Annotated in this window: 13 protein-coding genes and 1 pseudogene; 6 read left to right on the top strand and 8 right to left on the bottom strand. The window is 69.6% G+C overall.

Features of this window, described 5'->3' with window-relative positions:
- Positions 1-12: 12 nt before the first annotated feature.
- Positions 13-156, bottom strand: a complete 144-nt coding sequence (locus ACZ7DE_RS31780; protein WP_470767240.1) for a hypothetical protein — start codon at positions 154-156, stop codon at positions 13-15.
- 624 nt (positions 157-780) lie between these two features.
- Between ACZ7DE_RS31780 and ACZ7DE_RS31775 the strand changes: the two genes are divergently transcribed.
- Positions 781-1,119 carry a hypothetical protein gene (locus ACZ7DE_RS31775; protein WP_470767239.1) on the top strand — a complete coding sequence of 113 codons (339 nt, stop codon included), beginning with the start codon at positions 781-783 and terminating at the stop codon, positions 1,117-1,119.
- 230 nt (positions 1,120-1,349) lie between these two features.
- On the opposite strand, the gene ACZ7DE_RS31770 is transcribed toward ACZ7DE_RS31775, so the two are convergent.
- The 3 genes from ACZ7DE_RS31770 to gdhA all read right to left on the bottom strand — a co-directional run bounded on the left by ACZ7DE_RS31770 (position 1,350) and on the right by gdhA (position 4,488).
- Complete coding sequence (locus ACZ7DE_RS31770; RefSeq protein ID WP_470767576.1) at positions 1,350-1,685, bottom strand: MBL fold metallo-hydrolase; 336 nt, start codon at positions 1,683-1,685, stop codon at positions 1,350-1,352.
- A 246-nt stretch (positions 1,686-1,931) separates the two neighbouring features.
- Positions 1,932-2,405 (bottom strand): hypothetical protein, encoded by a 474-nt coding sequence (locus tag ACZ7DE_RS31765; RefSeq protein ID WP_470767237.1) that lies wholly within the window; start codon positions 2,403-2,405, stop codon positions 1,932-1,934.
- 736 nt (positions 2,406-3,141) lie between these two features.
- Complete coding sequence (gene gdhA / locus ACZ7DE_RS31760) at positions 3,142-4,488, bottom strand: NADP-specific glutamate dehydrogenase (protein WP_470767235.1); 1,347 nt, start codon at positions 4,486-4,488, stop codon at positions 3,142-3,144.
- Here gdhA and ACZ7DE_RS31755 point away from each other — a divergent pair.
- The 3 genes and pseudogenes from ACZ7DE_RS31755 to ACZ7DE_RS31745 all read left to right on the top strand — a co-directional run.
- A pseudogene (locus tag ACZ7DE_RS31755) lies at positions 4,487-4,942 on the top strand (AzlC family ABC transporter permease); the annotation flags it as partial. The gene gdhA and the pseudogene ACZ7DE_RS31755 overlap by 2 nt on opposite strands.
- 26 nt (positions 4,943-4,968) lie before the next feature.
- Positions 4,969-5,304, top strand: coding sequence for a hypothetical protein (locus ACZ7DE_RS31750; RefSeq protein WP_470767233.1), 336 nt, complete (start codon positions 4,969-4,971; stop codon positions 5,302-5,304).
- Positions 5,301-5,600 carry an AzlD domain-containing protein gene (locus ACZ7DE_RS31745; protein ID WP_470767231.1) on the top strand — a complete coding sequence of 100 codons (300 nt, stop codon included), beginning with the start codon at positions 5,301-5,303 and terminating at the stop codon, positions 5,598-5,600. The genes ACZ7DE_RS31750 and ACZ7DE_RS31745 overlap by 4 nt, the downstream gene beginning before the upstream one ends.
- Before the next feature lie 134 nt (positions 5,601-5,734).
- Here ACZ7DE_RS31745 and ACZ7DE_RS31740 read toward each other — a convergent pair whose 3' ends face one another.
- Together ACZ7DE_RS31740 and ACZ7DE_RS31735 are read right to left on the bottom strand one after the other, a co-directional pair.
- Positions 5,735-5,965: a hypothetical protein gene (locus tag ACZ7DE_RS31740; protein ID WP_470767229.1), complete on the bottom strand. Its 231-nt coding sequence runs from the start codon at positions 5,963-5,965 to the stop codon at positions 5,735-5,737.
- 85 nt (positions 5,966-6,050) lie between these two features.
- Positions 6,051-6,233 (bottom strand): hypothetical protein, encoded by a 183-nt coding sequence (locus ACZ7DE_RS31735; protein WP_470767227.1) that lies wholly within the window; start codon positions 6,231-6,233, stop codon positions 6,051-6,053.
- A gap of 293 nt (positions 6,234-6,526) precedes the next feature.
- On the opposite strand from ACZ7DE_RS31735, the gene ACZ7DE_RS31730 reads away from it, so the two are divergent.
- Positions 6,527-9,988 (top strand): hypothetical protein, encoded by a 3,462-nt coding sequence (locus tag ACZ7DE_RS31730; protein ID WP_470767225.1) that lies wholly within the window; start codon positions 6,527-6,529, stop codon positions 9,986-9,988.
- A gap of 42 nt (positions 9,989-10,030) precedes the next feature.
- Positions 10,031-10,438 carry a hypothetical protein gene (locus tag ACZ7DE_RS31725; protein ID WP_470767224.1) on the top strand — a complete coding sequence of 136 codons (408 nt, stop codon included), beginning with the start codon at positions 10,031-10,033 and terminating at the stop codon, positions 10,436-10,438.
- Positions 10,439-10,580: 142 nt separating this feature from the next.
- On the opposite strand, the gene ACZ7DE_RS31720 is transcribed toward ACZ7DE_RS31725, so the two are convergent.
- The gene (locus ACZ7DE_RS31720; RefSeq protein WP_470767222.1) at positions 10,581-11,540 is read right to left on the bottom strand and encodes a DUF1152 domain-containing protein; all 960 of its coding nucleotides are present in this window, start codon (positions 11,538-11,540) and stop codon (positions 10,581-10,583) included.
- A 379-nt stretch (positions 11,541-11,919) separates the two neighbouring features.
- Positions 11,920-12,240, bottom strand: coding sequence for a hypothetical protein (locus tag ACZ7DE_RS31715; protein ID WP_470767220.1), 321 nt, complete (start codon positions 12,238-12,240; stop codon positions 11,920-11,922).
- Between the last annotated feature and the right edge of the window lie 162 nt (positions 12,241-12,402).

Here is a 12,402-nt window from a genome sequence, read left to right as displayed (position 1 = left end):
TGACCCCACCATTCACGACCACAGCCCCTTCCACCGGAACAGCTCCAGGTGGTATTGGTGGAAACGGGTGCTGTGGTCCTCACTCCCGCCGATCACGTTGATCGCCACCGTGAGCAGGTCGAACGAGTCGGTGCCGGACCATACACATCGGGGCATGGCACACCTCCGCAGCTCACCCCCGAGTATCTCCAGCCTAAGACTCACACACCCCCTGAAGTAGCTGGGGGTGCCGCACCATCGGCGACCCGGCAGAGGGCCGGCGCGGCGGCGGAGCCAGTGCGACGCGGCGAGCAGGCCCCTGACCTCCGGTTCCGGCCGCGCCGCCCATCCCGCCCCATGGCTTCATGGGCAGTCGGTCCGAGCCGGGGTGAGTCGTGACGGTTCGCTCCTGACGCGAGAAGGCCGAGCGGGACGCCGCGGGCATCAGTGGCGACCGAGCGCCGGCAGTGACGATGTGTACGTGTGGGGCGACGGGGTGCACCCCAAGGTCCGGCTCGGGCATGCGCACTCCTGTTCAGGGGCTGATGGGGTGCGCCCGGACGGCACCAGGAGCCGAAGCTCGTCGAGCACGAGGCCTACCCCAGCGGTCTGCGGAAGAGCGTCTTCAACCTCGCCCCCGACTGGGCTCCCGTGCTCGCCGCTGGGCCGCGCCGCCGAACGGGGCGCTTCTTCAGTGAGACGTCAGCGCCGTGCGCAACGCTCCACGCTGAGTATTCGGCGATGCTCCGCTGAGTAGTCGCACTCATGTCACTGCCCGGTTACCGGCTGCAGGGTGGCTCCATGAACGTGACCCGCAACGTCAAGCCTCGCGACCTGGCCGACTGGCCCGCGTGTCGTTTCCTGGCCCTGTTCTTCTGGGGCTGGGCGGCACTGATCACATGTGGCCCCGTCCTCCTCCTGGCTGTTCTCTCCCTCGCCTGGATGCAGCCCTTGACGTCCGTAGTCCCGTTGGCCAAGGCGACCGTGGTGCAAGTGGGACTCATCGCAGCCGTGGTGACTCCGCTGTACTTCGCCCCTGGCGTCCGTCGTCTCGCCCGCGCCGCCCGCCTCGCGCTGCTGGGGCCGGCGGCCGATGCCATCGCTCTGGTCGTCTTCCTGTGTCTCCGTCCTCATGGATGACCGGTGGGCATCCCGCGTGTCCTCCGGGGCCCCGGTCGGCGGCCGGAAGCCGACCCGCGCTCCACGGGCGAGGTCGGTGACGACCCCAGGGGCAGCGACGAAGACGGGGTACCGGAAGGCTTCCCTGGCTGTCTCGTGTGCGGCTTTCGGATCCGTCCCCGGCCACAGGTGGGCGAGCATGAGGCAGGCAACGCCTGCCTCATGGGCGTACTGGCCGGCCATGCGTGCGGTCAGCAAATACGGTGCGTCGGCGGTCGGTACCTCACGGAGGTACGTGGCTTCCGACAACAGCAGGTCAGCGCCTCGAGCGAGGTGCAGGATGTCAGGGCCTGGACCCGTGTCGCCGGTGCAGGCGAGCACGGCTTCCGGGTGGGTGAGTCGAATGCCGGCGGTGGCGTGTCACTCAGGCCCCGCGCACGCAGGAGAGGGTTGAGGTCAGCGCAGTGGTCGGGGCGCCCGTGACTGATCAGCACCGCGTCAATGGCGTCCACGGTGCTCTTGTCGAGCAGGCGTGGCAGCGTGGCGTAGCCGGGGTCGATGAGCAGGCGGAAGCCCACGTACTCCATGAGATAGCCGCTGCTGCCTGGACTGCGGTGGGCCACGCTCCGCAGCCGCCGAGAACTGTCCGTCGCACGCCAAAGGACATCGGCTGCCATGTCGTGGTCGTGAGCAGGATTGTTTCCAGGCACGGGAGCGGACGTGATCGAGACGTTGGGTCCGAAGACTCCGTGAAGGTGTTTCATCGCGTGCGCAAAGGCCGCAGCACCGGAGGACTCGATGCCAACGCCACGATGTCCCACCCGAGTCGGCGGTCAGCAGGACTCCACGCCGACTGGGGAGACGTAGATCGCGGACAGCACCCCGTCGCCGTGCACCTCGACCGGAACGGGCGCTGTCGCGTCGATCAGCTCCAAGTTGTACGGCAACGAGCGCAGCGGAATGTCTTCGCCGAGGTAGACCACCGAAACCGTGCCCTGGCAGTCGCTGCTCCCCGGCGGCGCGGTATCGGGGACCCTGCCGTCCTGCGGGCCGACCTTGTGGGAGGTGACGCTGATCGGCGTGTACCGGTACTCGTAGCGGGCCGGGGTGACGGCAGTCGCCTCCCTCGCCTTCTCCACCTCGACCCAAAAGCGGGCGAGTTTCACCGTGACTGCCGCACACGGCCTCTGGATCGCTTCGGGGGTGAAGTTCAGGCCGGAGGAGTCCAAGGTCAAACCCCTGGACCGGTATTCGCCGCTGCCGCTGCGCAGGGTCTTCAGATAGTCGGTCAGCTGCCCGACGCTCATGCCACTGGTCTTCACGCACTCCGCGGACGCGGCCGTTGTCGGGCTCTGCGCCGGAGTGGCCGGGCCGGGAGCTGCCGTGTACTGAGCGAGCTCGGATGGGGAGGCCTCGGCGGCCGGCTCGTCCTGCGAACACCCCGAGACGCTGAGTAGCGCTGCTACGGCGGCTGGTATGAAGAACCTGCGTGCGCTTCCCATGCGTTACCCCGCCTGCCTCGAGACCGCTTTCCTTAACGGCGGGCCTCAGTACGAGCTGGATGAACAGGTCCACCAGCGAGTCGGTTGTCTGCGTCGCCGACCTTCGCACAGAGTAGCCAGCCGTAACGAGCGGCCGTAGTGGATACCGTCACGGTTTGACCCCAGGGCAACGGGCCGATTCCTCCGCTGTGTTGAGGGGTGCTCAGCAGGTTCACTTCGACGAGATGCGGATGCCGTCGGCGAAGGCTGCGACTCGTCGGCGAGGAAGGACGTGTGGCTGTCGTCCTGGGCGCGGGCGGTTCCGGACTGCCTCACGGTCCTACTCCGACGGAGTGCACCGCGTTGGTCGAAGAGGGCGCCCGGCGGGCACCCTCTGTCGCGGTCGGTCGCCGAGCAGGACTGCCCGCCGTCCCCGCGGGACGGGACGGCGGCCGCACGCCTTCGCTGCCGGAAGCACGCGCGCGGGGGCCCGCGGCGTACGCGCCGTTCAGCGCACGGCTCCCGCACCCGCCGTTCGCGGCCTGTCGCACAACGGCCCGCGCTAGACGACGCCCTGGGCCGTCATCGCCTCCGCCACCCGCAGGAAGCCCGCGATGTTGGCGCCCAGGACGTAGTCGTCGGGGGTACCTCCGTAGAGCTCGGCGGTGGTCCTGCACTGGGCATGGACACCCCGCATGACAGCCGCCAGACGGGTCTCGGTCTGCTCGAAGGTCCACACGTCGCGGGAGGCGTTCTGCTGCATCTCCAGCGCCGAGGTGGCCACTCCGCCCGCGTTGGCGGCCTTGCCGGGGCCGAACAGGACGCCCGCCTCACGGAAGATCTCGATCGCCTCCGGGGTGCACGGCATGTTGGCGCCCTCGGCGACGGCCAGAACGCCGTTCTTCACCAGCACCCCCGCTTCCTGTCCGCCCAGCTCGTTCTGGGTGGCACACGGCAGCGCAAGGTCGCAGGGCACCTCGAAGACCGAACCCCGATCGGAGAAACGAGCCGCCGGTTTGGCCTCGGCGTAGGCCGACAGGCGTGCGCGCCGTTGCTCCTTGACCGTCTTCAGCAGCTCCAGATCGATGCCGTCCGCGTCGAACAGATAGCCGGAGGAGTCCGAACAGGCCACCACGGAGCCGCCCAGGGCGTGCACCTTTTCGATCGCGTAGACCGCCACGTTCCCCGAGCCGGAGACCACGGCCTTGCGGCCGTCCAGACTGTGCCCGCGCGTGGCCAGCATCTCCTGCGCGAAGTACACCGCACCATAGCCGGTGGCCTCGGTCCGGGCCTGCGAGCCGCCCCAGGAGACGCCCTTGCCGGTCAGGACTCCCGCCTCGAAGCGGTTGGTGATCCGCTTGTACTGGCCGAAGAGGTAACCGATCTCACGTCCGCCCACTCCGATGTCACCGGCGGGGACGTCGGTGTGCTCGCCCAGGTGTCGGTACAACTCGGTCATGAACGCCTGGCAGAAACGCATGACCTCGTGGTCGCTGCGGCCCTTGGGGTCGAAGTCCGAACCGCCCTTGCCGCCGCCGATGGCCAGTCCGGTCAGCGCGTTCTTGAAAATCTGCTCGAAACCCAGGAACTTCACGATGCCGAGGTTCACGCTCGGGTGGAAGCGCAGACCGCCCTTGTAGGGGCCGAGGGCGCTGCTGAACTCCACCCGGAAGCCGCGGTTGACCTGGACCCGCCCCGCGTCGTCCACCCACGGCACCCGGAAGATCAGCTGCCGCTCGGGCTCACACAGCCGCTCGGGGATCAACGCGTCGACGTACTCCGGATGCGCCTGCAATGCCGGCGCCAGCGTGTGCAGCACCTCTCCCACCGCTTGGTGAAACTCGGTCTCACCGGCGTTGCGTCGGCAGACCTGTGCGTAGACGGCCTCGATGTGAGCACTGGGGTTCATGCGCGCCTGCTCTCCTGTGGTCCGCCAGGCACTCTCTCGTCCCACGTGCCTGGCCGCTGTCCTGACAACGAGTACGGACGACAGGAGTCGCTGTGTCAGCGAAGAAGGTCACCAATATCAGCGCACAGCCTTGCCGTCAGCGCCCGGCAAGCCGGGCTCGACGACCGTGTTCTCGGGGTCCGCCCAGTTCGCCCTGCTGGCGACCCGGGGCTCCGGCGGCGGCCTCGCCGGCGCCGTGACGTCCGCGGCACTGATCAACAGCCGTTTCATCCCCATGGGCATCGCCGTCGCCCGGGACCTGCGCGGCAGCCGGTTCCGCCGCGCGCTCGAAGGCCAGACCGTGGTCGACGGATCCTGGGCCGCCGCCCATCTCGGCGGCGGACGGTTCGACCGGTACCTGCTTTTCGGCGCCACCGCGATCCAGTGGCCCGCCTGGGTGGCGGGCACCGCCCTGGGCGTCGTGGTCTCCCCCCGACCCCGATGTCCCACCGGCTCGGACTGGACGTCCTCACGCCGGCGCTCTTCGTCGCGCTCCTCTTCGACGAAGTCCGCCGGGAACGGATCAACCGACTGCCGGCCCTGCTCGGCGCCGTACTCGCGGCCGGCCTCATCGTCGTCCTGCCCGCCGGGCCCGCCCTGGTGGGCGCGGCGCTCGCGGCCCTCGTCGCCCTCTTCGGAGCACCCGCCCCGCCGCTCGCCCGGTCCGAAGAGACCGAAGGAACGGGCCGGGCCGAAGCGGCAGAAAGGGCCGGGCAGGCCCAAAAGCCTGAAAAGGCCGTCAACCCCGTCCACTTCGACGAAGAGGTCTCCCCATGACTCTCTGGCTCGCCATCGGCGCCGTCGCCCTCCTCAGCTTCACCTTCAAAGCCCTCGGCCCGGCCCTCTTCGGCGGGCGCACCCTGCCCCCCCGAGCACAGTCGGTGATCGCCCTCACCGCCCCCGCCCTGCTCGCCGGCTTCATCGTCGTGGACGTGATGGGCCCCCGCTGGAGCACCTTCGACCTCACCGTGATCGCCGGACTCGCGGTCGTCCCACTGCTCCTCTGGCGCCGGGCCCCGCTCCCCGTAGCCCTGATGGCCGCGGTCGCCGTGACCGCGCTCCTGCGTATCTAGGACCGGAGCCCACGCACCGTCCGGGCCCCGCAGGCGACGGCAGCCGCCCCACCCCTGCGCGGAGTGGGGGAAATCGCCGAGGCTGGTGACAGGTCACGCAGCGGGCGCTGGGCGCACTCCATCCATCGTGATCATCACTCGATGTGTCCGGTGCCGGGGTCGACCTGCGAGAGGAACTCCCGGATGGCCTCCTCCAGATCGGCGCTGCTGCACTGCACGGCAGGGTGGGTGCTGAACCCGAACCCGTACTGGGGGTCGGGCCCGGTCAGCCAGGTGAAGTCGTAGCTCCCCGGCCTGCCCTCCCGCTGACTGACCTCGAACTCCTCACCGGCGACCGACATCCGCCACGACTCGCCCACCGACATCACCGCCTGCCTTCCTTCAGCCTCGGAAACGAGCGCCCACGCGACACCAACCGGCCACATGCCCACCCTCGCATGCGCGTGTGGATCACTCAACAGTGAAGTCGGCGGCGTCCAGCGCCGAGTCGCCGTCCTTCGCGGTGACCAGGAGTCGCCCTGCGCACCTCACATTCCAGAGAAAAGGATCGGGACGGTCGCCGGAAATCCTGGTCGAGACGAACCGCCTGCCGGGCGGCGGAGTGAACTCCGCCTTGCGGTCATGCCAACTCATCCTGTGCACAGTAGAGTTGACAAGTGCAGTGGGACATTCTTCACGAGGGTGACGAACATAGGTCCGACATCGCGTTTCGGGTGGGTAGAGCTGTGGTCGGAGAGACCCGAGGCGATTCATTCCGCTATTCCGGCCTGACCGAGCTGATCAATTCCTGTCGCCAAGAAGCACAAATCATCGACCATGACACGGACGCAGAAACAGAAGCAGAAACAGACCTGGATCTGCCGGCGCTCGGTCGCGCCGCGCTGACCGCCTGGCGCATCTGCGCGGAGCCGGACCTGCTCGACCCGATGGACGAGGATGACCGGCAGGCACGGCTGGAGGAACTGGGTGTCTTCCTGACCTGGCTCGTCGTCCGTCGCATCCCGCATCTGGCGCCTCAACCAGTGGGCAACTACCCCCGATTGACAGCCCGTTTCACCGACGGCGAGAAGATGGCCTACTGCTGGCAGGCGGCCTCCCACCTCATATTCGAGACCGGCGCGCCGGACGCTCCCCAAGCCGCCGTGACGCAACTCGAAGAGCACCTGGCGCACCTCCCGCGCGCCCTCGTGCGGCGGTTCGACGAGACCTTCGACGACATCTCCTCCAGGTTGCCGCTCGCGGTGGGCCGGTCCCTTCTGGAGGAGGCCGAACAGCAGTCGCGCCGGTACACGGACCTCAAGGCGCTGGTCGAAGGCGTCGTGGACCGCCGGGACCTCGGGACCGCAGCCCCCGACGATCCGGCCTTCGCCGTGGGCGCCGTCGCGCTGAGCGCCCTGTCCCTCACCCAGGATCCCGGCGCCTACGCGCGCGCCCCACAGGAGCTGCGTACGGAGCTCCTGCGGAGCTTCGAGCTCTACATCCGCTTCGTCGTCGAGCACCGGCTCTGGCATCTCGCCCCGCTGCCGCTGTCCCGTTACCGGGAAATCCTCGACGAGTACGAGGACGAGCGCACCCGGGCGGAGGTGACGCTTCCCGCCGCCTCCGTCATTCGGGAACACGGCAAGCTGGAGGAGTCGCTCGACGTCATCCTCACTCTCGAACCGCACCTGCCCCGGCTGACCCCCGCACTGATCATGACCTTCCATGTCCACACCGCCAACACCCTGCGCGATCTGCGGCGCTTCGACGAGGCCCACGGGCACTACCGGCTGGCCGAGGACGCGGCGGCCGGCCTCCCCGAGGAAGAACAGGGCGACTTGTTGCGCGAGATCCGCCACCAGCGCCACCGGCTCGCCCTCTACAACCAGGACGAGACACATGCGGCGCAGGACGACGCCGCGCCCGGCGCCGCGGACCGCGAATTCGATCCCAATCCCCTGCGCCCCGGTTCCGTCTTCGACGCACCCGAGCGCTGGCGCGGCCGCCCCTGGCAGTTGCTGACCGTCGCCCAGAGCGCGTCCCGCACCGGCGACTTCTGGACGGCCCACTTGGCGCTGTCCGAAATCGCTGAGGCGGCCGCCCCCGATGACTACGACCTGCTCGCCCCCGTGCACCTCGAACTGGCCAACGTGGCGGCGCACGCCGGCGCTCCGACGGCCATCGTGCGCCGGCACAACCAGCTGGGTCTGTGTGCCCGTCTCCTCAGTGGCAACCACCGGGAACTGGGCGTCAGCCTTTCCTCCCAGGCCCGGCATCTGGCCGGCCGCGGCGATCCGCTCGGCGCGTACAGCCTCGCCCGCTGGGCCCAGACCGCCCCCCGGGTTCCGCTGTACATGGGCGGGTTGCAGGCCGACCTCGGGTATGTCCTTTACCGCAATGGCAGTCTGGACGCCGCACGGTCGCAGTTCGACGCCTCGCTCGCCGTCGAGGAGACGGATCTGGTGCGTGCGCAGCGCGAGATGGTCGGCGCTCTTCTCGGGGAGCGAGACGAAACCGACGCCGAGCAGGGATCTCTGCGTCCGGACTCCTGGCCGCAGGTGGGAGCGGCCCGCTTCCGCGCCGCCGCCCGCCTGCTGACCGAGCCCGGTGGCGACGTGCACGACTGGCCGGACCTGTTGCTGCACTCCAAGGGGGACGTCACCCGTTGGTCTCCGTCCCTCCAGGTGCTGCTGGAGTCGTTCCACATGCTGCGGGACGACTCATCGATGCCGGACATGTTCGGACTGCGGGCCATCGACCGCGTCAAGGCCCAGGTCTTCGAGAACCTGATGGTCCTGGGTCTGCTCGGCATGCTCGACACCTGCTGGAACATCCCGCCCTGGGCAGGGGCCGCATGGGTGTTGTCGTCGGACGTTCCCCCGCACGTCCGCGAGCAGGTCGGTCTGGAGGTGACGCGTTCGAGCACGCCCGTACCGCTCGTCTCCCTCGTCATCGACGACCTTGCGGGAACGCCCGCCGGAGATCCCGTCCGGCAGCGCGACATCCAGGCCAGGATCGACCGGCTCCTCGCGCTCACCTTCCAGCCCGCCGTCTCGGCCTTCGCCTTTGGTGATGCGGCAGACGCCGCCCAACTGCGGCAATGGGCCGCCGAGTTCGTCCGTGTCCACGGCAAGCGGCCTGCCTTCCGCCTCCGTGACGCCCCTCCCCCACACCCACTCGACCGCCGCAGGCAGAGAGGGCTGCGCCGCTTCGGGCGCGCCGCCGCCCGGCTACCGCAGCGACTGAAGATCAGTCTGGCGGTGATCGAGTTCGGCAAGCAGACGGCCATCGCCATGGGCCCCATTCGCGACGTCCGCCTCCTGGAACAGATGCACCTGCTCATGCTCGAAGAGCGGGACGGCCGCCGCCTGAAGAGGCTTTACGACTCACGGGTCACGGCGCCCCAGCTGTTCGCACCCCACCTCGCACGGCAACGGGCTGAGGTGCGCTCCTGGTTCACCCGCCGTGACCAGGCCACCGTCGACCTCGTCCAGGGCCCCGAGGAGGCGCACCTGATCGGCTGCCGCCGCTCCCGTGACGTCGACATCACCGTGTCCACCTTTTCCCTGCCGCGAGCCCGCGCACAGTCCGTCGCCGACCTGCACCGCCTCGCCCCCTCGGAGCCGCTTCCGCGGTCGGCCGACCAAGCGGTACAGCAGCTGGCGGACCATCTGCACGAGGCGGCGGGCGATGCGACCGAAGTCTCCCTGCGCCTGCCCGAGCCGTGGCAGGCACTCCCGGTGGAGAACATTCCCGATGCCACCGGCCGTGCCCTGGCGCAGCGCCGCGTGGTCGTCCGCAGGCACGGCACCCGCCCCCGGTTCGGCACCGCGACCCGCCCGCTGCCACGTCGCGCCCGGGTACTCGGCGATCCGATGGGCGGCGCGCCCGAGAACGGGGAGGCCCTGCCCGGCTCGCTGGCGGAGGCACTCGAGGTCGCCGCCCTGCTCGGCGTCCGCGCCCACGTCCAGGACGACGCCACCTTCGACTGTCTGCGCGCCTGCGCGGCGGAGGCGGAGCTCCTGTGGCTGTCCACGCACTGCGAGGCGGTGCCCCACCTAGGCGGCACACCCGCTCTGCTGTTGCGGGACCGCTGGGTCCTGCCCGCCGAGATCGCGGCGCTGCCGGTCCATCCGCGTGCGGTGGTGGTACTGACCGTGTGCGCCGGAGGCCGTGGACCGTCCCTGGGCGCGGTCAGCGGCCCGCCGCCGGCGACCTCGTTCCTGGCGGCGGGAGCCCGCCTGGTGATCTCGCCGACTCGGACGATCAAGGACAGGCTCTGGGGTCCGCTCATCGTCCAGGCGATGCGCCAGACCTTGGCCGACCGTGGCACGCCGGCCGACCTGGTCCGGGCCCTGAACGCCCGGGCACCGGCTTCCGGAATCGCCCCTTGGGTGATGCACGCCTAGATCGAGGCGCACGCGACAGCCATCAGCTGAATCGGAGGTGTCATGCGGTACGAAGTGGAGAACAGCGGTCTGGAACCGGCGGAGCTCAAGGAGACACTGCCCGACGCGTTTCCAGCGTTCCAGCGAGTGATCGGGAACACGGGCCGGCGCGGAGTGCTCGTCGACACCCTGGCCGGCGTGGGGCAGAACCTCGCCGCGGGCGGGGTGAGCGCCCTGCTCGCCGCCGTGTGGGTCGCCGTACGGCGGCGTCGTGAGCGTGAGTTGCGGGACGCGTCGGCCGCCATGGTCCGGGTCGAACTCCTCGACGACGAGGGCACCGTGCTGCAGACGATCCTGGAGTTGCGCGGTGACGGCGGCGACGCGCTGCGCTCGTTCGAGGTGGAGGCGGGTCCCCTGTTGCACAACGGCCGCCTCCAGCGCGTCCGCATCACGTTTCCCGAGGAACGCTGACGCCTGTAACCACGGCCGCCATCAGGCGCGTCCAGGCGCGCACATCGCCCCCGGCAACCAGGTGCCGGCTCGCCACCGCCGGGGTCCCGTCGCACTGGCTGACCGCCACGTGTCACGGGGCAGTGCGCAGTCGGCCTGGTCACTAGTGCGGGTAGTGGCGGGGCGGGCGGGTGACGACGGATTCGCGGAACTCGGCTATGCGCGAGTGGACTTGGCGCATCAGGTGGGTGTCCTCGATCCGATCCAGATAGAGGCAGCGGGCTGCCAGACCCGGCAGATCGAAGGCGAAGTACAGGGACATCAGCGGGTTGACGAACAACTCACTGCCCCGGGTGCGGTCAGTGAACCGGACGTCGCCGAAGGATCCGCGCACGGCTGCCGCGATGGAACCGTTCACGATGCTGGGGTGCTCGGGGGTGTGGTGCTGAGCGTGTGTCACCGCGTCGAGGTAGAGAGCGCCCTCACGAGTGGCGCGCGGTATGGAGAACGCGCCGAGGTAGGCGCCGTCGCGCTCCAGCGCGGCGATGTTCTCCAATACCTGTACGTGGTTCACGCCGTGGTACGCGTCCACACCGAAGCCGACTGAGACGACGAGGCGGGTCGGTACACCGTCCAGCGCGGCCAGCGCCGCAACGCTGGTCAGGTCCTCCTCCGGGGTGCCGAGCCCGGCTTCGTCGCCGCGCATCAGGATGTCCGTACCGCCGTCGACCAGCACCACGGCGTCGACGTCGTGCAGATCGATCAGCGCTTGGTAGGCGGCGCGCAGCGGCCGCACCCCGGTCTGGGGGAAGGCGTACACGGTGAACGGGTAGCCGTGCCGGCTCAGCCACTGCGCGAGGGTCCGCTCGGGGAAATAGCTCTGGTGCAAAGCGGAGTCGGGGGTGATCGCGGCCAGGTCGGGGGCGACCCAGTCGTCGATGGGAAGACCCTCGAGCGCGCTGAAGGAGAGGTTCGCGAGATACACCTGCTTGCCCTGGTGCAGCAGCGACAGAGCCAGCGGAAGGCCGGAGTAGATGTCGAATCCGCCACCCGCCCCCGCGACGAGGATCCGTTCGGCATCGGCAAGCCGAGTGAAAAGTGGGTTCGCGTGGAGAGACGTCATGCCGATCATTGTCCCGGGGCCCGGCACCGGGCGCTCCTGAGTTCTCGCCCGACGACGAAGCCGCGGAGCAACTGGAAAGGCTCCGCGGCTCGTCCGCCCCCAGCAGACCTGATGCGGTGACGGCCCTGACTGACACCCGCTCGTGAGGGGCGCCGAGCAGGGTTGGGAGAGGTCGACGAGGGTTGCGCCGCACGCTGCGGGAAGAAGCGCGACCGTGGTGCTCGACGCCGGCGGCCCCGCCTTCCTGCACCTGGTGCCGCGCATCCACCACACGGCCGCCCGGCACGTGGCTGCACCCTCCCCGTAGCTCTTGCCTTGCAGGGCCAGGCCGAGCGTCCCGGCCTGGTCCTGCACGCCGCGCCGGCCTCCGCCTTTCCTGCTACCTCGACTGTCGGCCGTCAAGTTCCCGCCGGGCGGCGAGTGCCCTCGAAAGCACCTTGGCCCGGTAGGGATTCGCCCCGTCGAGGGCCGTCGCCACCGCCACTGCCTCGTCCAGGAGGGCCAGTCGTTGCGCGGGCAGCTCCCGCACCAGCGGCGAGGCGCTTGCCTCCACCAGGACGTACGCCAGCTTCGACCCGTACACCTCCGGCTCGACCTGTGTCAGCAGGCGGTAGATCCACAGCCCTTCGACGCCGCGCACCACCCGCCGGTTGGCGCCGAGCAGCTCGACCCTCGCCCGCAGAACCATGTCCTGATCCATCGATCCCCCTTCGTTCCCTCACCCCCCGGCCCGCCTCGTCACGCGACGAGACAGCACAGCGAACGCGTCGGCAGCCGGAAACGGATGCCGACACGAACGTCGGAGAGTGGATGACGACGAGTCTGCGGGCGCACCACCAACTGCGACAAGCCCGAACGGACG

Source organism: Streptomyces sp. NPDC037083, assembly GCF_055606485.1.
The sequence above is the reverse complement of the archived record's forward strand: the minus strand, read 5'-3'. Positions and strand labels throughout refer to the sequence as shown.